Here is a 21,482-nt window from a genome sequence, read left to right as displayed (position 1 = left end):
CAAAAAAATAAGAAAAAATAGAAAGAACTGATTTAAAGGGGTTTCCCCATAAACCAAAGACATTTATCTGACCAGATACAATCTCCACAGACTTCCCGGGCATCTTCACGTGTTCTGAAGGTTTCATTCACGTACTCAAATATAATCCCAGATTCAACATTTGAACCTTCTATAATACCCAGTTTTTGAAGAACTGTTTCATCCATTCTTTTTATATTTTCATCTGCACCATGATCTTTGCAGATATAATCCACATTGTGGGGGCAGTGGATGCAGATTTCATCACAGTTTGCAGTTATTTCCAGTTCAAGGTTGTTACTCCCCAGCACGTGCTCCACAACCAGTGCCATGGCTTCTGCAAATTCCTTGCTGTACCCATAGCCCTGGAATCCTTGCATGCAGAGGAGGTGGTGGGCCCTGATCCGCATGGGATCAGAGACCCCAGGTTTTGCTTTCAAGCCATTTTAATCCCCGTTGAATGGTTCTTTTGGCGTTACTGCCTTGGCGAATGCTGCGGCACCACCTATTTTCACAAGGTCTCCAGCAACGAATGGTAAAAGACCCATAACCATGATAGTCCACATACTTGGCTGGGAACCTGTTGCAACATAGGTCCATGCTCCAAGCTGAAGCATTCCTGGGATGTAGATCAGTGCGAAGTTTGCAAAGAGCATTAAAGCCAGCATTGGAATGAAGTTCCTTGCCTTAACGAATCTGTCTGCGAAGTACCCTAAAAAGAGTGCTGCAAGGACAAATCCTACGAGGTATCCTCCTGTAGCTCCCATGAGAACTCCAAGTCCCCCTGTCATTCCACCGAACCATGGAACACCGGCTATGCCCACACCAAGGTATATTGCCTGGCTCAGTCCTCCCCAGTACCTTCCAAGGAGTATTCCTGCAATGAGAACTGCAAAGGTCTGGGCTGTTACTGGCACAGGGGTCCATGGTAACGGAATAACCACCTGAGCCATTATACCAGTTATACATGCCATGAAAAATGCTAGGATAACTTTGTTCAAGGTTGAAGTTTCGGATCTCCATTTGAAGAAGGTGTACCTTCCCTTGAAGTAGTCATCTATTGTTATTTCCATCTGAAAATTCCTCCTGATGTAAAATTTCATAAAGATTTTGTTTTTTAAATATAAAGCAGCAAGTTAACATGTCCAACAAAAACTGCTTCAAATAGCAAATCACATCTAAAAAGGGCACTTAATATGCCATGGGAGAATTCGTTATTCATTCCCTTTACTTATTAGGTTCAGATATTATAAATAGTTTTTTAAGGGAGGACATGGAATAGATAATATTTAAATGAGGGGTTTCAAGGTTCTTTACTGTTCACCCTTTCAACGTAGCTGTCTATTTTGAATTTTCTTTTTAGTCCCTTGGCGTTCATGTATCTAACCTTTCCAAAGATTTCCCTTTCCTTCCACGCCCTGTCATGTTTTCCAAAACACCATAGAACACCAGTGTATCCATTGGGGTCTCTTCCATCAAGTTCGTATTTGTTATTGAGGCGAATTGCTATTTCAAATGCCTTTTGTGGGTTTTCAGTCCATTCAAGTATCTTCTTTCCCCAGTACATTCGCATGTAACCGTGCATCTTACCAGTTTTAACCATCTCCATTTGAGCTGCATTCCAGTAGGGGTCGTGTGTACTGGCGGTTTCAAACTCTTGAAGGGTGTAAACGTACTTTCTTCTATCATCTTCATGTTCTTTCAATGTTTTTAGAGCCCAATCAGGTAGTGCATCCATGTTTTTGTAGTTGGGGTTGTAATGGACAAAGTTCACTGCCAGTTCACGCCTGATTATAATCTCCTCCAGGAAAGCGTCTTTAGAGGAGCTTTCACTATCATTTACCCTGAGTGCAATGTGAACTGGTGATATCTGGCCGAAGTGAAGGTATGGACTCATATTTGAGAGATGATCCATTGAGGGATCGTTTCTAAACTCTGCAAATCCATCCAGTTTATTCTCTACAAAGTCCTCCAGAAGTTTGATGGCAACGGATGTTCCACCATGGAAGTGTTCTGTTTTTGGCACACTTAAGTCAATTTCAAGGCCGGACAGAACTTCATCAACATCATCCAAAGATATTTCAGGTATCTTCGTAGGTATTTCCATTGAAACAGAACTCTTTTCAAGTGGAACCTCCTTCAGAAGCACTAAAAACTTTTCAATATGAAGTTTTATCCTTCTGCGGAAGGTTGCAGCAGAATACTCTTCCTTAAATGATGCAACTTCAACTGGAACAACCACGTTTGATTCAACCTGTACAAATGGACATTCAACAGTCTTAAGAACATTTTTATACCATTCAACTTGCTCTTCAAGGTATCCTCTGTCAACAACAACCATTGATGCTCTTTTGGATAGTTCCATCGCACCTACATCTGGTGAACATTTTAAAACAAGAAATTTGATGTTTCTCTGAATGAGTGAAGTTTTTAGATCCTTCAATCCTTCCAGCATGAATGTGTAATGTCTTAAATTGGCTTCGGGATAATTTTCAGTCAGTCCGAAGTAAATAACGAGTGGTTTGTGGATTTGGTTTGCCTTTGAAACTGCGTATTCAAGTGCATGGTTTTGATGTGCCCTCTGGGATGACTGCATCCAATAAAGCACATATTCTCCATCTTTCAATGGTTTTTCATTGAGTTTCTTTATTCTCTCAGCCTGAATCATCACCGCCCCCAGAAATCAATTTTTATGCCATTCTATCGAATATGAAAGTTACCTGAATGAGATCTTCAGGGTAAGGTTCAAAAAATGTCTGTTTTAAAAGGTATTCCTCCTCAAAACGTATCATCCATGATTTAATAAGATTTATAATTGCAAGAAGTGGTAGTCTTCCTTCCCTGTACTTCTGGATTGAGTCCAAAAAGAACGTTTTTTCAGGAGATTTCAGGTTATTTGAGAAGTATCCAAAGGCATGCATGAGAACGTTGATGTTGGATGGAACTCTCTGTGGTTCTGAAAGAGCTGAAAGCAACATAGCACCATATTTATCTTTGAGATCATCAAGCGAATATTCAGTACGGTTTGAAAGAAGATTACCCATATTACGAGTGCATTCCTGGTCGTAGGAAAGAAGAAGGAGTTTGTTACGGGTCTGGAAGTCTATGAGATCATTGAAATCCCCTGATTCTTTTACTTCACGGAAATCTGCAAGTGTGAATACTCTGGTTAAGAAATTTTCCCTAATTATGAGGTTCCTGAGCCTGCCCTCATCTTCAACAGGCAGCTGAGGAAATTTATTCATAACTGAAGCTGCAAAGAGACCAACACCATCACCACGAATTCTTGAATCATCAAAGCCATCATATACTTTGATACTCTTTGTACCGCAGGAAGGAGATTTATTTTTGAGTATGAATCCATCAACATCAACTAATGAATTTAAAAACGATTCTGAAAATTCTTTCATCTTATCTGTGAGATTCAAACCTGTTTCAGGTTGTACCAAATTTATCCTTCCATCTAAATCTGATACTCTAACAGGTTTTCTGGGAACGCCCAGTCCAATTTCAACTTCAGGACAGATCGGATGGAATTTAGCATGCTTTTTAAGGTTTTCAACAACACTGCTCCTGATTATGAGGCCGTTGTACCTGCAGGCTTCAAATTCAAGGCATTTACTTGAAACTATCTTTGGAACTGGAAAATCTCTCAAGGGCATCATCCCATAATTTATTTATCAACCCAACATCATTCATTATTTTTATTATTTGAACGTTAATTAGTTATGGAATTCATTTTTCATCCATATAAAAAAAAATGAGGATTTATGGTGGACTTGGAGCCTTGAATCTCTTTAAGGTGAAGAACAAAGGGATAGATGCCAGCTGCATAACCATTGAAAAAACAACGAGATATATAAGGGACACTCCGTAGAGCAGTCCCATGACCATACTTCCTGCAAACCATGAAATTCCATAGATGGTGTTGAAAGCTCCGTAGGCAACTCCTCTTCTCTCAGTTGGTGCCATGAGTGCAACTGCTGCCCTCATTATTGATTCCTGAGCACCCATACCAACACCCCATAGTGCCACTCCAATTAGTGCGGTGTAGAATCCTCCAAGAAAGACTAGAGGTGCAAAGAGAGATGATACGATGGCAACAACCATCATGATTGAAACTCCTGTCCTGTCAAAGAGCTTTCCAAATATCAGTGCTGCAATTGCATCCACTCCCATTGCAACGGCGTAAAATATGGGTATCATGGCCCCTGCAACTATGTTTTGGTCCTGGAAGTGGTAGGCAACAAGGGGAAAATCTGCAAATCCTGCTGCAAGCAGCGCAACGCCTGCAATGTATATCCAGTAAGTTTTCTTAAATCCTTTTGTGTCAAATTGAGGTCTGCTTGATTCCATATCCTGAGGTTTAGGATAAAGAAAGCGAGAAAGGATGAGTACGGTTATTGCGAGGATTGCAGGTATTAATAGTACTGCAAATCCTGTTCTGTAGCTTCCATGGAAAGCCAGAACAAGTGCAACGATGAGTGGTCCAAGTATGGCACCTGTTTGGTCCATGGCTTCATGTATCCCAAAGCCCCACCCTCTTCCAACCCTGGAGGTTGCATGGGATAACATTACATCCCTTGCAGGTGTTCTTATGGCTTTTCCAAGCCTTTCAGTTATTAAAAGCACTGCTGCAATTTCCCAACTACCTGCAAGTGCCAGAAGAGGTACTGCAAGGAGGTTTACAATATATCCAACGATTGTTATTGTCCAGTAGCGTCTGGTTTTATCGCTGAGGTATCCTGAGAAAAATCTGAGGAGGTAACCCACAAGTTCACCAAAGCCAGATACGAAAGCCACAGTCACTGCACTGGCCCCTAAAACTGCCAGGAATGGACCTGTAATACTTCTAGCCCCTTCATAAGTCATATCAGAGAATAAACTCACAAATCCAAGGAGTATGATAAACTTCCATGCATTGGATTTTAAAGTATCTCTTGTTTGCTTAAATTTTTCATTTTCCATGTTACTTGATCCCCAGTTCCTGTCTGATCAGGTCCCACATTTTAAGCTTATAAAATGTTCTATTTAATTATTGAATCTATATCCGCATAAATTTAAAATAAAACCTTCAATTACCAAACAAAAAAAACATCAGAATACTCAGGATCAAAAAATAAAACCTAAAAAATCCTTACAATATGGACTAAACTGAATAAATAAAATGAGTAGAAGTTCTTAATTCAATTTTTTGCCCTGTCGTAAACATCTTTAAGGGTGTGCATGTCCACACTGGTGTAGATCTGAGTTGTGCTCAGGTTTGAGTGGCCAAGAAGTTGTTGTATGGCCCTTATATCCACCCCATTTTTCAGGAGATGGGTTGCAAATGAATGGCGTAATATGTGAGGCGTTACCCTTTTTTTAATACCTGCAGCTTTTGCATAGTCCTTTATCATCATCTGAATGTAGCGGGGAGTTAAATGGTTTCCTGAACGATTGACAAAAAGGTATTCACTGTTGCAACTCCTTTTAGTTAGGTAACCCTCAAGCATTTCCTTTGTCTCATCATCAAAGAGGACTATTCTATCTTTTTCACCTTTACCCCTTATTCTCAGGGTTCTCTCGTGAAGATCAACACTGTCTGTACGGAGGGTTACAAGTTCAGAAACCCTGAGGCCTGAAGAATATAAAAGAGCCAATATAACTTTGTTTCTGAGTTTCAAAAACTCTGAATGATGGGTTGAACCGTTGGAACTCCCATCCATAGCATGTATCAGTCGCTGCACTTCCTCTTCATTAAGAGATTTAGGGAGGGATTTTGTTCTTTTTGGGGTTTTAACATCTTTAAGTACACCTATACCCCCAAATTCAAAGAACTTTTTCACAACAACCGTCACTAGGTATATGTAATTCTGGGAAACATCTTTATCCCTCTTAAGGTGCCTTATGTACCTCTTAAATGCTCTTAAAACAAGTCTTTCATCGTGCAAATCTTTTTCTTTTAATAAAAATCTGTAAAAATTGGTTATTATTGATTTGTAGGTTTTTATGGTGTTCTGTGAGTAGTTCCTTATCTCCAGTTCAATGAGGTAATCCTCTATCATCTCTGGAAAGTCAAATGCATCCAGTATATTCTCCCTCAGGAGGTAACCAGATTCGCCTGCAATGGATCTTTCCAAATTTGCAGGACCCCCCTCAGAACTTCTCCAGTGTTGATTTGGGTAAGGACTCATGTTATCAGATTAATATTTTTTTTCCATTTATACCTTTACATGTAACTTCTGTCAACATTCTCATTGGGAGAACCATCCTTTCCACCACCCATATGTTGAGAACTGGATAGATCCTTTTCCATAGCATTTTGAAAGGAACTGTATCTCCTCAGGATCTGATCCTCAATGGAAACAGCATTTTCTATGGCAAACAACATGTGCTTTTCTTCTATGAGGTTACTGCCCTCCATCACAGCCATATCTCCGGCCATCCGCACAACTCCTCCAAGATCACGAAGTCTTAAAGTTAAAGCGTTACGCTGATCATCGATAACCTTTGCCCTTCTTCTTGCATCTCCCATTAATATTTCAACTGCTCTCCTGGTTGCGTGGGGTATCTTTCCATCCATCTCTATTTCCTGGGCAACGAATTGAGCTATTTTTGATTGGTTCTCATCGGTGTCTGGCATGGTGGTTTTCATGAGAATTTCATAGCCTTCACCTTGAATTCTTGAGCGCAGTGGTGGGAGTATGTACTGCACATCCCGTATGTTGCAGGCCCCAACGAATATGAAGTCACAAGGCACATCAGAAACTTTAACTGAACTTCCAGCACTCTGGGGATTTCTTCCAACTATCGGAAAGACTTTATCCTGCATCGCACTTAATATGTAACGCTGCAGGGGTGCTATGTGAACTATTTCATCTACAAAAAGAACACCTTCATGTGCCTCGTGTATCGCACCGGGTACAACCCGTTCATAGGGTTGAGTTCCAAGGTCAGGGTGCCCTCCATAGGGATCATGCCTTACATCACCTAGGAGTTCTGTTTCACTGGCACCGGTTGCCTGTATAAACAGTTTCCTTTCAAGGGGCACTATGACGTTTTTGGGTTTTTCCTCAACCATCACCCTCCTCCTCTCAAGGGCGTGCTGATCCAATACCCTTATTCTGTCACCGTCAACACGTTCGTAGATCACAACTTCTTCCCGTCCATTGAGCATGCGCGTTGTTGTAACCCTTTCCTGGGGAATGTTTATTGCACCAGAGTTCATCTCAAACATGCCAAGGAGGTCTCCTAAATGCTTTCTCCTTGCATTTATATGGGCGTACTTATCTGCACCACAGCTTGGACATATACTCTGATAAGCGTTGTTGTAACTTCCACAGTTGGCACAGAGAAATCCTAACCTTTCTGCAACTGCATCGGGCACATCCTGCGGACTCACAAGATCACCTTCTGCCCTTTCAAGATTTTTTTGCTGGGTTTCCATCTCTTTTCTATTTTTAACCTCAACAAAGGGCCTTTCAGGCCTTTCAGGGTTGTGGACAACTGTGACTTCTTCCTGGGGTTCTGCAAGATGGAAGGATATGGCTTGGGCTATTAAAGATTTGCCTATTCCTGGCGGCCCAACAAGAAGAAGATTTCTTCTCTGTTTTGCAGCAATTTTAACGAATTTTATAATGTCTTCATGGCCTATCACTCGTTCCAGTGGATCTTTAGGTATAAGTATGTCTTCTGTTGTTTCAAAATCCTTTAAAAATTCCTTTTTCATGTTAACATACATGGATACCACCTGAATTTATGCCTAACATTATAAAAGGGGATGAAAAGGAAGTCCCCTGAATTATACTTATTTAAATCTCCATAATATGACGTTAGAATGGAGGTGTGGATAGATTTGTGAATTTTACTTGGTTATAACCTTTATTGGGCCTGGTTTTTTCACAACTTCACTCATTCTGACTGCAACTATGTACTTCAAGCCCTTATCCTTTGCAATGTCTATCAATCTCTGGCTTACCACACCATCGAATACAACTGCGTATGTGGTGTTGTTCACAATTTTAAGTTCCTCGTAGAGATTTTCAACTTTAACTTCCTTGAGGATGTTCATTGCATCATCGAGAATCTCGGCATTTCCAGTTCCTTCCAGTTCATTAAGAATTTCCTTTAAAAGGGTTATTTTGTCACCGGCTTTTTGCTGTTCAACCTTCTCAACCTTAACGCCCACATCCTGGTAGATCTGTTCGACAGGTATTTTATCCCTTAAAGCCACCATTACCTCGTCTTTGCTCAGATCTTCAACTTCTTTACCCCTTGGAGCTCGGGTAACGTAGTCGATTTCCCCTACCTGGAGCAGTTCTTTGAGTATGAGGTCTCCACCCCTATCCCCATCAAGGAATGCGGTGACTGTTTTGGTTTTGGTTAGTTCTGCAACTGCCTTTGGAACACTCACTCCTTCAACAGCTATTGCATTTTTAACCCCATATTTAAGGAGGTTTAAAACATCAGCCCTTCCTTCAACAACCAGTATCGCATCGGAACTTATGACATTTGGACCAGATGGAAGCTTTTCATCCCCATAATCCATTATTTCATGGATCCTCATGGCTTCCTTAACTTCCTCTATCATTTTAAGGCTTTCTGGTGTTACCTCTTCCATCATTCCTTTGTACAGTTCCTTGGCCCTGTCAACAACCCTTCGCCTTTTAACTGCCCTGACATCTTCAACCTTGGAAACCTGAATGTAAGCTTCACATGGCCCCACCCTGTTTATTGTTTCAAGTGATGCTGCCAGGATTGCAGTTTCAACCCTGTCAAGGCTTGAAGGGATGACTATTTCTCCCTTGGAACGGCCTGCTTTGGAGTTTATGTTGACCTTTATCCTTCCTATTCTCCCTGTTTTTTGTAATTCCCTTAAATCAAGATCATTGCTTAAAAGTCCCTCTGTCTGTCCGAAGATTGCTCCGACAACGTCTGGCTTTTCCACAATACCGTTAGCATTTATTTGAGCGTGAATAAGATATTTAGTTGTGCTTATTTCTTCTTTTCCCATGTTTGGGCCTCCTTCATGCACAGATACCTTCATGATATTAACCCAATGATATAACTCGATAACTGGATGATTCCAATCCATCAAGGGAAGTTATGATTAAAATTATCGTTGTAGTTCATTACTTCATTTGATTCTTTATCGTGGTACCACCTGCAATATCATTGCCATTGGCATAAGTATCTTAACATAAATTTTGATGAATAGTGACTACCAGCTATCATCTTGGGCGTTCTTCGAGTTCCAGCTGATCCATGTGTTTTGGAAGACTCTCAATGTCCTTTATATACTTCCTTGTGATTCCCCTGATTTTGCGCCTTATACTAAGGTCAGGATGGGAACCAAGACTTTGTATGTCCTCTGAAAGTCTCTTGGCAAGTTCATCACCTTTTTTATCAAAGTCTGTTAATATTATGACTTTTGAAGATGACTTTGCAGCCATCTCGGCTATTTCGAATAATTTAAGGCCTGAACCCGAGACTTTTATAAAGTTACCATTGATACCAAGTTTTTTTAAAGCTTTTTCATCTTTTCTTCCTTCGATCAGTATGGGCATTCCCTCTTCAACGCAGATTTTGAGTTCTTCTATTATACAGGACAATCTTCTAAAACTCATTTGTAAAGCCCTTTGATGATGTCTAAATAGTATCCTACAGAATAATATAACCGATCTTATATATAAAATTGAAGATATTAAAAAAATAGGATTTAAGGAATTTTCAGGGTTTTTACTATGATTAAAAGCTATTAATAGCATTTAATATAGATATGGCCTTAAAATGATGACATTATATTATATATGATTATGAAAAATTAATATTTTTAACTATAAACCTATGAGGTATTGTTTTAATTTTGAGGTAAAGTTTTAAATATTTTTGATTCAAAAGTAAGTTTGATAAGATTTTTTTTACACATGCAGGATCAATTTATTACAAAGATATTAAAGGCGATGTAACTAATAAGAAGTTATCCTAAAAGTTATCCTTATTAAAAGCCAGTAACGTTGTAACGCAGAGTCACTGCAAAATAGGATTACTGTAAAAAAATTACTGTAAAAAATTTATTTTAAAAAATGGAGGATTTGAAGTGGCAAAAGGCCTTATAAGAATAGTTCTGGACATATTAAAACCGCACGAACCAAACATCCCCTCTTTTGCAAAGTTTTTAAGTGAGTTAGGTGGTGTTGACGGGGTTAACATCACACTTATGGAAATAGACAAGGAAACAGAGAATGTTAAAGTCACTATGCAGGGTGATGACCTGAACTTCCAGGAGATAAGCGATGCAATAGAACAGTACGGTGGCTCAATACACAGTGTTGATGAGGTTGTTGCAGGTAAAAAACTTATTGAAGAAGTTACAACTCCTCAAGATTGATAAAAACAAGATTATGGAGCTGTTGTACCATGTACTCAGTTCATGAATTACATTTAATACTTTCAATAAAGTAGATTAACTGGTTTAAATGCATTCACAGATGCATTGAATTAATTTTTTTTTGATTTGATATTTTTGGATTTGATAAAATGGTAGGAAAAGAACTTTCAGCAGAGTCCCTATTGAAAAATTTTTCAAAAGAATTGGCCCTATCAAAACTTTGGAACTCCCTTGTAACAACTTCAAATCTGTCAGATGCTTTGAGGCATGTTGCAGGAGAAAACGGAGTTCTTACAGGAGTTAAACCTGTTAAAGAGGGTTTAAGAATAATGGGAAAAGCCACAACCGTTGAAACTGCTTCTGACGATTGGGGAACAGTTATACAGGGAATATATGCAGCTAAAAGGGGAGATGTTCTGGTTATAAAATGCAGTGCCGATGATCCTGCAGTTTGGGGAGAAATGGCATCAAGTACTGCTCAGAAGAGAGGTGTAGTTGGGACAGTTATCCATGGATCAGCACGGGACATTTCAGGAATCAAAACCCTCAATTACCCAGTGTTCTCCAGGGACATCATACCAAATGCAGGTGATGCAAAGGCTGAAGGACGTTTAAATGTTCCAGTGAAATGTGGAAAGACCACTGTGAATCCTGGAGACTTTATAATGGGTGATGAATGTGGTGTGGTTTGTGTGCCACAGAGTATCCTTGAAGATGTCTTCAGAGAAGCCTTCAGCATAGTGGACAACGAGGATGAGATCGTTGCAAAAATAAAGAAGGGTTCTTCATTCCTAGAGATACTTGGAATAGATAAGTAGTTATAGTGAAAGGAAAAAAGTTTTTAAGATGCAGACGAGTTATGAATTCATCCATGAACATAAATGGGAGATCGTAATCACATTTATCATTGGAGCATTCATAATCTTTTTAATATCATTCGCAGTTGGATTAGACGATATAATTGATGTTTTAAGTCATTCTAACCTTCAAATAATATGTTTAGCATTGATACTGGAGTTATTTCTAATTTTAGCATGGACCCTGCGCTGGTCACTGATCCTGGATGTTGTGGATCACTCCCCAGGATTCAAGGATCTCTTTTTAATGATGTTCACAAGCCTCTTTGGAAACAACATAACACCTGGAGCTGCAGGTGGCGAACCATTGAGGGCTTACCTTGTGAGCAAGTTTGAAAATATTCCATTTGACCTTGCATTTGTATCTGCAAGTGCTGATCGGGTTTTTGAATTTTTCCCCTTTCTTCTGGTTTCATTATTTGCAATCTACCTCATATTCACCTGGAACATTTCAACAGTCAGTGCGGTTGCCCTGAGCATACTCATACTCGTCACCATGACCTTCTTTGGGATTCTCATATACGTTGGAATCAACAAGGACATTGCCCAGAAGATCATAATCAGAATTGCACGTTCAGTTTACCCATTCTTCAGCAGGATCAGCAAGAAGGAAGTGACCTTTGCATACGTAAAGGAAAAACTGACCTATTACATTGAAAGGTTCACAACCGGCTTTTTAACCGTTCTTCAGGACCATAAAATCTTTGCATTGGGCCTTGGGATATCCTTTGGAATGTGGGGAATAGATGTGGTTCGTATGTACCTCTGCTTCGTGGCAGTTGGTTCGTACCCTCCCTTCGTGCCCATGGTGATTATATACAGCATCGCCCTCCTTGTAACCATACTTCCAACCCTTCCTGGAGCCCTTGGACTTCGTGAAGGCGTTATGGTCGGGCTTTTTTTGGTGGTTGGCGTTCCTGCAGATGTAGTATTGGCTGCAAGCCTCATAGATCGTGTTGTAAGCTATTTAATGCCCACAGCGGTTGGTGCTCTTACAACAGTTTATTACGGAAACTTATTAAAAAAGAAAGATTCATCCAGTACTTAGAGGGTTTTGATCAGCAAAAAAGACATCTTATTCTTCATAGCCCAATTTAATGACCCCATTTAAAATTATCGAAAACTTTATATATGACCTCTAACTCTAATAATTATTAATATAAAACTTTCGGTTTGAGGGTAATGAAAAAACTGGGAAAAATCTCACATATCTCCAATAGAGGCCGCGTCATCTTAAGGTCTGACAAAACACCAGGTTTTGGATTAGCTGTTTTTACAGAAGATAAAAAGAAATTTGGCACTGTTTACGATGTATTCGGTCCTACAAAAGAGCCATTCATATCAGTGAAGGCGTATGCAAAAAATCCTAAAAATCTTGAGAACCGAGTTGGAGAGACCCTGTATATATCATCAAAACCTATTAAGAAGTGGGGGCGAAGGAAACGAAGGAAAAAATGAAACACGAAGTTTCACAGATCGAAAATGAAGAGCCTGATGTTTCAGAAAAGGAACAGATGAAGCATGATGTCTCTGAAATTGAGAAAATTGAAACCAAATGTCCAGAATGTGGCTCTGAAAAGCTTATAAATGATCACGAGCGTGGTGAAGTAGTATGCGGTGCATGTGGTCTTGTGATAGACGACAACATCGTTGATATGGGTCCTGAATGGAGGGCATTCGACCATGAACAGAGGGACAAACGTACCAGGGTAGGTGCACCTATAACATACACCATACACGATAAGGGTCTCTCAACCATGATCGACTGGAGAAACAAGGACATATACGGCCGTGACATACCTGCAAGGAACCGTGCACAGTGGTACAGGTTAAGGAAGTGGCAGAGGAAGATCAGGATCTCCGGTGCAACAGAAAGAAACCTTGCATTTGCACTGAGTGAACTCGACAGGGACTCTTCAAGGCTCGGCCTTCCAAGGAGCGTCAGGGAAGCAGCATCCGTTGTTTACAGGAACGCTGTGGAGAACAAGCTCATAAGGGGAAGGAGCATAGAGGGAGTGGTTGCAGCATCACTCTACGCAGCATGCAGAAGGTGCAACGTGCCCAGAACACTTGATGAAATCGCAGAGGTCTCCAGGGTCAGTAAAAAAGAAGTTGGAAGGACTTACAGGTTCCTGACACGTGAGTTAAAGATAAAGTTACCACCAACATCCCCTGTGGACTACGTTCCAAGGTTTGCAAGTGAACTGGGACTTTCAGGTGAGGTGCAGTCCAAGGCCATTGAAATAATTGAAAAAGCAATGGAAAAAGGATTGACCTCTGGAAGGGGACCTACAGGAGTTGCAGCAGCAGCCCTTTACATAGCATCAGTTCTACTGGGAGAAAGGAAAACCCAGAGGGATGTTGCAGATATTGCAGGGGTTACCGAGGTAACAATACGTAACAGGTACAAAGAGCTTACAGAACAGCTTGATATGGGTGTAACCTTATAGGTTCACCTGAAAACTTTTTTTAAAACTATTTTTGATTTATTTTTGATTTAATAACTGCAAAAAACAATTTTGAAAAACGATTTTTAATCTTTAAAGTAAAAATTTATAAAAATAAAGATTAAACCTTTTTTTGAATTTCCCCCAATACTCATAAACTTGAATTAGATTTAAAGTTTATTAAATTTGAGTTAAAGGTTTTATTAAAAAATACGGTTAAAAAGGGAATAAGACTGAAAATTCAGCCACTAATTATATTAAATAATATTTAAAACAGTTTACCACGTAGAGTGAAGATCAACCACACAAGTATGAAAACTATGAAGATTCCGTAAAGGATTTTTCGTGTTTTAGCAACTCGTTTCTGGTTTTCAGCTGCAAGATATTCACACTCCTGTGAACAGTACCTCTCAGAAAGTGGCACTGGCTTTCCACACACCGGACAATGTTTGTGTTGCTCTACCATATTATACACCTCTTATTTTGAATTTAAATTAGATTTTAAATATTTGATATTTATTTTTGATATTTTGTTTCAAGTAGAAGATCCTGTATCCACAGTTAATTCTACCCTTGGGATACAATGCGCGTTCCTATCTTCTGGGTCAAAACCCTTTGAACATTCTGGGCATCGTTACCATTCACGATCACAGTGTCTATTGCCGATCGTTTGATTATCTGTATGGCTGTTGTGTCGAAAAACTCATAGGTACCTGCCTTGATTTCATTGCTGCTCATGAGTTCCATCATCCGGGACGGTGTTACCTCGTTGAACATCTTGGCATCAGGGTACTTGTTGGGGTCCTTATCGTAGAGCCCATCCACAGAGGTTGCATTCACGAGCATGTCTGCATCAACGAACTCTGCAAGAATACTTCCAACTGCATCTGTACTGTGTGCAGGCTCTGTTCCACCCATAACAATGATTTTACCGGAACTTGAAAATTCAAGGGCTTGCCTGAAGTTGTGGGGAACCACAGGATATGCATCCTCACCCAGAGCCATTACAAGGAGTCTTGCATTGAGCCGGGTTACATCTATGCCCACATCATCACACAGGGCCTCTGATACTCCCAGACCCCTCGCTATTCCTATGTAATCCCTGGCTGTTCTACCTCCACCAACGACCACAAATATTTCGTGTTCTGCTGCCATTTCCTTTAGAACATCAGCATAATCTTTGAATCTTCTGTAATCATGATCCTTTATTATTATTGATCCGCCTACTGTTATGACTATTCGCATCTCATCACCATCAAAGATAATGTTAAATTTAATAGGATATAAGGCTGTTTTTTTTGTAAACTTTTATTTAATTTTTTACGATTTTTTAGTAAAATTATATTACGTTCCAGTGGTTCTATAAAATCATTACAAGAGTAGGGAACTGTTTTTCTTTTTTAACATGTCCAATCAACAAACTTCTAATTTCACTACAAAACTCGAAACTCTGTGCACGATCTTAAGAACTAATTTTTTTAATTTTATAAAAAAAATCGTACTGCTTTATATCCTACCTATCTCAAAAACAAATACAAAATTCTACTTATTTTAAAAAAAGATAGAGAAAATATGGGGATTGTACTGTGAGCATTGATAATATGGTAAATAATAGTTATGTGATAGATCTTAAAGAAAAAGGCCTTAACATAGAAAAAATTGGAGGAAAGGCCCTTAATTTAGCTAAAATGTCATCAGCAGGTTTTAACGTTCCCCCAGCAGTTATTGTTTCAGTCCATGCATACGATTTTTTTATTAAAAACGAGTTAGAAGGTAAAATATCTAAAATACTTGATTCCATTGATTTTAATAATGAAGATTCTATTTCCCATGGTTGTTCTTCCATTCGAAGCATAATAAAATCAGAAGAAGTACCTGAAAATCTGTTTTTGGAGATTAACCATAAAATAAGTAATCTTCCTGATGGATATTACGCAGTAAGATCATCGGCAGTGGCTGAAGATTTGGCAGATACCAGTTTTGCAGGACAGTTGGATAGTTTTCTTTATATAAAAAAGGAAGATATTTTAAAGAATATCATTAATTGCTGGGCATCTTACTGGAATGATCGTGCCGTGAAGTACAGACATGATGCTTCCATTGAACATTTAGACACAGAAATGGCCTCAGCAGGAATAGCTGTACTGGTACAAAAAATGGTCAGTGCTGATATCAGTGGAGTGACCTTCACAGCTAATCCTGTCAATGGAAGTAACAACATTGTTATTGAGTCCACCTGGGGCCTGGGTGAAGCCATTGCCTCTGGAATTGTCACCCCTGATATTTTTGTTTTAAGTAGGGATGGAAATATCATTGAAAAGAATATTAAAACAAAGAAACAGGGATATTTCCTTAAAAACGGTGCAAACACTTTAATTAATATCGATGAAGAAGACAGAGAGAAAGCAAGCCTCAATGAAGAAATCCTTAAAAAAGTATTGGAGACAGGGATAGAACTTGAAAACTTTTTTGGCGTAGCTCAAGATATTGAATGGGCCATAGAATGTGGAAATAATGGTTTGAGTAACGATGGAACATTAAACAAAGATGAAAAAAAACACTCAACGTATTTATATCCTCCAGTCTCGTCCAGTAACCACTCTCAGCGATGCATCTCTTAAAGACGATATTTTATGGACCAGAGCTTATGGAGATGAGTACTGGGCTGATGCTACCACACCCCTCTTTTATGATGTTATGGGCAAAATGCTCACAGATTATGTTAATCATGAAGGTGCCCGTATAATGGGATATAAAGAAATAACTGACACTGAATTATTAAAACTCCACAAATCCCGGGTTTATTTCAATAGTTGGGTTTTAGAGAAAGCTTTTTCATATTATCCCAAATTTGCCAGGTCTAAAGAGTTGTTAAATTATTTCCCCCTAGAAGATCAGGAGCGAATATCCAAGTACCCTTCCATACCACATAAAACACTACTCTCACAGATTTTAGTGGCCATTCGAGACCCCGATGGAATGATGCACAAAACAGACAAAGCCTACAGAAAATGGGCTGAAATCTTTATGAAAAAATGTGAATCCTTTGACCAAACTGATTTAGAGACACTAAGTAACATGGAACTGGCATCACTTTACGAGGATATAGAAACATCAGGTATCAAGCACTATCAACTAATAAGATACGGCATGGTCTCCCATTCCATAGCCACTAACCTGATGATCAAAAGCTGGCTGGTGAAATGGCTGGATGATAATGATGGTTCTCTTTATGCAGGTTTAATTTCAGGTTTAGATGATAACAAAACCGTGGAAATGAATATCAGATTTTCTGATTTAGCTAAAATTTTAAGAGAAACCCCAGATTTATTGGCAAAAATGAATTCCATCAACGATTTAAGTTCCTTAAACGAATCAGATATTGATGAATTAATTTCTTCTAATTCAGAATTTAAAAAAGAGTTTGATTTATTTATCACAGATTATGGACACCGTTCAAATACTCGTGAAATACTGTATCCACGCTGGAGGGAAGATAAAGCTTACGTATTAGAAGTTATTAAATTGTTATCTTTTTCTGATTTAGATTTAAGAAAAAAAGAATTAGAAAGTCGGGAACATAGATTGAAAACAGAAAAAGAAGTTTTTCATAGAATAAAAAAACAAAAAGGTGGATTCTTCAAAGCCAAAATATTTGGTGTTGTGCTTAATTTAGCTCAAACCTATTTAACCTTCCGGGAAAATCAGAGATTTTATTTAGATCACCTGCTCTTCCGCCAAAGATTAATGTTACAGGAGATGGGAAGAAGATTGTTGATAAAAAATATTGTTGACAAAACAGAGGATGTTTTCTTCCTCTATGAAAAGGAATTATTCAATTTTTTTAATGTTAACACTTCAAGGGCAGAATTAAATGAAAATATCCCATCCTTGCAGGATAAAATTCTAAAGAGAAAAAAAGAGTTTTATAGGTATAGATCTTCACTTCCACCAAAGTTCTTAAAAAATGGAATTGAATTTGATGATACTGTTATGGAATATGGTAAAAATGTAATTTATGGTGCTGCTGCAAGTCCTGGAATATTCCATGGTGTAGCCAGAGTGGTAGAGTCCATTGAAGAATTATCCCAGCTTGAAGATAATGAAATCCTCATAACCAGTAACACTGATCCTGCCTGGACAGCTGTATTTTCCAAGGTAGGTGGTCTTATCACAGAAACCGGAGGAATATTATCCCACGGTGCTGTAATTTCCAGGGAATATAGAATACCTGCGGTAACTGCTGTTAAAGGAGCTACTGAAATTTTTAAAACAGGTGAAAAGTTAGTTGTAGATGGTAATGAGGGAGTTGTATATAAAGAGTGGTAGGTGCTATTATGGATGTTGATTTAGAAATGCTGAAAAAACATGAAGAATGGAATGAAAGTTATTATTTTAATTTTCACGACAATAATAACGATTTAACTGCCTTTATGCGCATAGGAAACAAGGTTAACAAAAATGAGAAATCAATGTTCTTCTATTTAATGTCTCCAAGTATTACAGCAGGGATTAAATTAGAAACCCCCTGCGATGACAAACCATTGAATATTGCTGGTTTAGATTACCAAAAGCTCGAATCAGGACAATGGAAACTTAAATATGAGGGTCCAATCTTTAATCCATTAGATAAAACTGAATTTAAAGTTAAAATGGATGTCACATGGGAAGCTTTAAACCCTGTCATGGATTATGTTGATTGTGTTGATGAAAAAGAAACTGAAATGTCATCTAATGTAGCATCTGAACACTATGAACAGTTTGGAAAAGCTACGGGAAGAATTGAAATTGATGACGAAGCATTTGATATCGAAGCACTGGGTGAAAGAGATTTAAGCCGTGGTATAAGGGCCTGGGGATCGCCTAAGATGTGGATGTGGATTAACTCTGAGTTCTCCAATGCCGAAGCTTTTAATATAACCAAACTTTCCGTTGATGAAGGGGATATAGATGCTGGATATTTCTATACAGGTTCAGTCAATGAACCGCTGGTAAAATCAGATATAGATGTAGAATTTAATAATGGAATCCCCTCCAAATTTTCAATGAACTTAGTTGACAAAAAAGGTTCTGAATATTCAGTTGCAGGCGAAGTAGTTAGATTTGGAATGATCCCTGTTGACGAGAGGATGATTCTCATAGAAACCCTATCAAAATATAACTGGGAGGGAAAAGAAGGTTATGGTATAGCAGAGTTTTTAGTTCCTAAACCCTAGTTGGGCGAATTGTGGGTCAAGTTAGCAGCTGAAATTATTGGAAACCTAAAATTAAGATCAAATAGATATCATGTGGTTAAACAAATATTTGTCTTCATTTTAGAAGTTTTTATATAATTTTTGGAAAACACAGGCCCTACATAAAATATAAAGTTTAGAGATCCCAATAGATAATTAAGTTAAAGTACAAGTTAGAACTTAAGAATTATTCTATACTAAAATTTTTACATACGATTTTAAGTTAATTAGAATGATTGAACCAGATCTGTTAAATCCAAATAGATAATCAGGACTAACAACAGATCGAATAATATTAACAATAATTTCAAGTTTTTAGGAGTGATAAATTTGACTGAAGTATCCTCAAAGGAACTGTACGAAGTTAAAAGAACCCTTAAAGAGCTTTCAGATAAGAAAGGTAGGGGAACAGAGCTTGTTTCAGTTTATATACCACCAGACCGCCAAATAAGTGATGTTGTCAAACACATGCGTGAGGAGTTAAGCCAGAGTGCCAACATCAAGAGCAAACAGACCAAGAAGAATGTTCAGTCTGCAATCGAGGTTATAATGCAGCGAATGAAACTCTTCCAGCGCCCCCCTGAGAAGGGACTGGTGCTTTTCGTTGGAATGATACCTAGAGGAGGTCCTGGAACAGAGAAGATGGAAACCTACATGTTCGAACCACCAGAACCTGTGCAGACCTACATCTACCACTGCAACTCAGAGTTCTTCCTGGAACCCCTTCAGGAGATCATTGAGGACAAGGAAGTCTACGGCCTTGCAGTTATAGACCGTAAAGAGGCAACGATAGCCCTTCTACGAGGAAAAAGGATAGATATCGTCAAACACCTTACAAGTGGTGTGCCGGGTAAACACAAGGCAGGTGGTCAGTCACAGCGAAGGTTCGACCGTTTGATAGACCTTGCAGCCCACGAGTTCAAGAAGAGGATTGGAGAACATATGAACGAAGCATTTCTTGGAGTTCCTGAACTCAAGGGTGTTATTGTGGGTGGTCCTGGCCATACCAAGGAGGAGTTCGTTGAAGGGGACTACCTCCACTACGAGATAAAAAATAAGTTAATAACCACTGTGGACACCTCATACACTGGAGAATTTGGTATTAGAGAAGTCATGGACAAATCCATGGATGTTCTGGATGAAATTGGTGTAATGAAAGAAAAGAAACTCATGCAGAAATTTTTGGGGGAACTCATCAGTGAGGACGGCCTTGCATCCTATGGAGAAGCTGAAGTCAGACGAAACCTTAAAATGGGTGCAGTTGAAGTACTCTTACTCTCTGAAGACCTGAAATCCAAAAGATTGACCTACGAATGCCAGTCCTGCGGACACACTAAGAATAAAACCGTGAAAAAATCTGTTGAAGAAGAGGATAAAACCTGTCCCAAATGCAACGAGAAGATGAAAGTTTCTGAGAGCAGGGATGTTATTGACGACTTCGTTGAAATGGCTGAAGAGGTTGGATCTAAAGTGGAGATAATTTCAACGGAAACTGAAGAAGGAACGCAACTTTTAAAAGCATTTGGAGGAATTGCAGCCATATTAAGGTACAGGATGTGATTTTAAATCCTTTATTTCTCCCCTATTTTTCTTCTGTAGAACAGATATTTGCATTCTTCTGTAGAACTTTTCTTCAGAATTTTTTACACTAAAACGCTATTAGAATTTCTATAGAATTTATTAAAATTTCTAATTTTTACTTTAGTACTATAAAAAATGTTAAAAATTAATTTTAAAAATATTTAGCTTATTTTAAATATCAATGGTTAATTTTAAGGTATCGATGGATTAATTGGGAGATTATTAATTAATTGTTCTATTTTAGAAAGAAATTCAGGCAAAGGGATTAAAAAAAGAATTAAAAAATATAGTAAAAAATATAGGATACTTCTAAATATTCTGACTTCTAAGGATATTCTGTCTATCCCAATCTACTTACCCGGATCAGGGATTCCACGGGAACACCTTCAACCTCGGAGATTCCCTTCTTGTCGATGAGGACAACTGCTGCAAGTGGTTCTGCCCCCACATCCTTGAAGATCTTTATGGCTTCAGCTATGGTTCTGCCGCTGGTTATAACATCATCCACTATAACAACCTTTTTACCCTCTACAGATGCGAAGTTGCTGCTCACAGCTCCTTTAGCATCTTCTTCCATTTTTCTGTGTTTGATTGGGTGGAAGACAGATATGTCTGCATCTATTATCTCTGCCATCATGGTTGCAAATGGTATTCCACTGACTGTTATTCCCACTATAACCTCAGGTTCTCCGTACTGGAGTGCCATATCCACCATGGCCGCTGAAACATATTTCATACGGAAAGAACTGCCTCCAAGACTTTTCCAGTTTATTGCAAAGTCAAGGGGTGCTGCCTCTTCAGTTTCAGCTTTTTTACCGGTTCCCTGCAGTATAAGCCATCGTGCGGTATCCTTGGACACGTTCAGATCATCAGCTATTTCTCCAGTTGTAAAACCTCTACTTCTAAGTTCCTGGGCTTTTTTTATGAGTTTTTCATTCATAGGTCACCAAATCCTTCAATTCTATCTAGATCC

21 protein-coding genes are annotated in these 21,482 nt (G+C 38.7%); 9 read left to right on the top strand and 12 right to left on the bottom strand.

The window, feature by feature from the left end:
• Window positions 1–32 precede the first annotated feature (32 nt).
• The 9 genes from MCBB_RS01750 to MCBB_RS01710 form a co-directional block, all read right to left on the bottom strand.
• Entirely contained in the window at window positions 33–458 is a 426-nt protein-coding gene (locus MCBB_RS01750; protein ID WP_084789736.1) for a DUF1284 domain-containing protein, read from the bottom strand.
• 6 nt (window positions 459–464) lie between these two features.
• Window positions 465–1,091, bottom strand: a complete 627-nt coding sequence (locus MCBB_RS01745; protein WP_071906008.1) for a biotin transporter BioY — start codon at window positions 1,089–1,091, stop codon at window positions 465–467.
• A gap of 230 nt (window positions 1,092–1,321) precedes the next feature.
• Entirely contained in the window at window positions 1,322–2,686 is a 1,365-nt protein-coding gene (gene phrB / locus MCBB_RS01740) for a deoxyribodipyrimidine photo-lyase (protein ID WP_171899067.1), read from the bottom strand.
• 22 nt (window positions 2,687–2,708) lie between these two features.
• Entirely contained in the window at window positions 2,709–3,674 is a 966-nt protein-coding gene (locus MCBB_RS01735; RefSeq protein WP_071906007.1) for a YbgA family protein, read from the bottom strand.
• Window positions 3,675–3,786: 112 nt separating this feature from the next.
• Complete coding sequence (locus MCBB_RS01730) at window positions 3,787–4,986, bottom strand: MFS transporter (protein WP_071906006.1); 1,200 nt, start codon at window positions 4,984–4,986, stop codon at window positions 3,787–3,789.
• Window positions 4,987–5,204: 218 nt separating this feature from the next.
• Entirely contained in the window at window positions 5,205–6,194 is a 990-nt protein-coding gene (gene xerA / locus MCBB_RS01725) for a site-specific tyrosine recombinase/integron integrase (protein WP_084789735.1), read from the bottom strand.
• A gap of 35 nt (window positions 6,195–6,229) precedes the next feature.
• Window positions 6,230–7,741, bottom strand: coding sequence for an ATP-binding protein (locus MCBB_RS01720; RefSeq protein ID WP_071906002.1), 1,512 nt, complete (start codon window positions 7,739–7,741; stop codon window positions 6,230–6,232).
• 123 nt (window positions 7,742–7,864) lie between these two features.
• A complete protein-coding gene (dnaG, locus tag MCBB_RS01715; RefSeq protein ID WP_071907949.1) occupies window positions 7,865–9,013 on the bottom strand; it encodes a DNA primase DnaG in 1,149 nt (382 codons plus the stop codon).
• 217 nt (window positions 9,014–9,230) lie between these two features.
• A complete protein-coding gene (locus MCBB_RS01710) occupies window positions 9,231–9,626 on the bottom strand; it encodes a toprim domain-containing protein (protein WP_071906000.1) in 396 nt (131 codons plus the stop codon).
• A 473-nt stretch (window positions 9,627–10,099) separates the two neighbouring features.
• Between MCBB_RS01710 and MCBB_RS01705 the strand changes: the two genes are divergently transcribed.
• From MCBB_RS01705 to MCBB_RS01685, 5 genes are all read left to right on the top strand, one after another.
• Window positions 10,100–10,390 carry a DUF211 domain-containing protein gene (locus MCBB_RS01705; protein WP_071905998.1) on the top strand — a complete coding sequence of 97 codons (291 nt, stop codon included), beginning with the start codon at window positions 10,100–10,102 and terminating at the stop codon, window positions 10,388–10,390.
• A 149-nt stretch (window positions 10,391–10,539) separates the two neighbouring features.
• Entirely contained in the window at window positions 10,540–11,208 is a 669-nt protein-coding gene (locus MCBB_RS01700; RefSeq protein WP_071905996.1) for an RraA family protein, read from the top strand.
• A gap of 28 nt (window positions 11,209–11,236) precedes the next feature.
• A complete protein-coding gene (locus MCBB_RS01695; RefSeq protein WP_071905994.1) occupies window positions 11,237–12,295 on the top strand; it encodes a UPF0104 family protein in 1,059 nt (352 codons plus the stop codon).
• 134 nt (window positions 12,296–12,429) lie between these two features.
• Window positions 12,430–12,705 (top strand): H/ACA ribonucleoprotein complex subunit GAR1, encoded by a 276-nt coding sequence (locus MCBB_RS01690; protein ID WP_071905992.1) that lies wholly within the window; start codon window positions 12,430–12,432, stop codon window positions 12,703–12,705.
• 56 nt (window positions 12,706–12,761) lie between these two features.
• Window positions 12,762–13,697, top strand: a complete 936-nt coding sequence (locus MCBB_RS01685) for a transcription initiation factor IIB (RefSeq protein WP_071907948.1) — start codon at window positions 12,762–12,764, stop codon at window positions 13,695–13,697.
• A 265-nt stretch (window positions 13,698–13,962) separates the two neighbouring features.
• Here MCBB_RS01685 and MCBB_RS01680 read toward each other — a convergent pair whose 3' ends face one another.
• Both MCBB_RS01680 and pyrH read right to left on the bottom strand, forming a co-directional pair.
• A complete protein-coding gene (locus MCBB_RS01680) occupies window positions 13,963–14,160 on the bottom strand; it encodes a DUF2116 family Zn-ribbon domain-containing protein (RefSeq protein ID WP_071905990.1) in 198 nt (65 codons plus the stop codon).
• A 101-nt stretch (window positions 14,161–14,261) separates the two neighbouring features.
• Complete coding sequence (pyrH, locus tag MCBB_RS01675; RefSeq protein ID WP_071905988.1) at window positions 14,262–14,939, bottom strand: UMP kinase; 678 nt, start codon at window positions 14,937–14,939, stop codon at window positions 14,262–14,264.
• Window positions 14,940–15,280: 341 nt separating this feature from the next.
• Between pyrH and MCBB_RS12270 the strand changes: the two genes are divergently transcribed.
• From MCBB_RS12270 to prf1, 4 genes are all read left to right on the top strand, one after another.
• Window positions 15,281–16,315 carry a PEP/pyruvate-binding domain-containing protein gene (locus tag MCBB_RS12270; RefSeq protein WP_231916381.1) on the top strand — a complete coding sequence of 345 codons (1,035 nt, stop codon included), beginning with the start codon at window positions 15,281–15,283 and terminating at the stop codon, window positions 16,313–16,315.
• Window positions 16,242–18,023: a PEP-utilizing enzyme gene (locus MCBB_RS12265; protein WP_231916380.1), complete on the top strand. Its 1,782-nt coding sequence runs from the start codon at window positions 16,242–16,244 to the stop codon at window positions 18,021–18,023. Before MCBB_RS12270 ends, MCBB_RS12265 begins: the two co-directional genes overlap by 74 nt.
• 8 nt (window positions 18,024–18,031) lie before the next feature.
• Window positions 18,032–18,910, top strand: coding sequence for a DUF7065 domain-containing protein (locus tag MCBB_RS01665; RefSeq protein WP_071905986.1), 879 nt, complete (start codon window positions 18,032–18,034; stop codon window positions 18,908–18,910).
• 348 nt (window positions 18,911–19,258) lie between these two features.
• Entirely contained in the window at window positions 19,259–20,488 is a 1,230-nt protein-coding gene (prf1, locus tag MCBB_RS01660; protein WP_071905984.1) for a peptide chain release factor aRF-1, read from the top strand.
• A gap of 361 nt (window positions 20,489–20,849) precedes the next feature.
• Here prf1 and MCBB_RS01655 read toward each other — a convergent pair whose 3' ends face one another.
• On the bottom strand, window positions 20,850–21,449 hold the full coding sequence (locus MCBB_RS01655) for an orotate phosphoribosyltransferase-like protein (RefSeq protein WP_071905982.1): 600 nt from the start codon (window positions 21,447–21,449) through the stop codon (window positions 20,850–20,852).
• Between the last annotated feature and the right edge of the window lie 33 nt (window positions 21,450–21,482).

The organism is Methanobacterium congolense, from assembly GCF_900095295.1.
GTDB lineage: Archaea > Methanobacteriota > Methanobacteria > Methanobacteriales > Methanobacteriaceae > Methanobacterium_C > Methanobacterium_C congolense.
The sequence above is the reverse complement of the archived record's forward strand: the minus strand, read 5'-3'. Positions and strand labels throughout refer to the sequence as shown.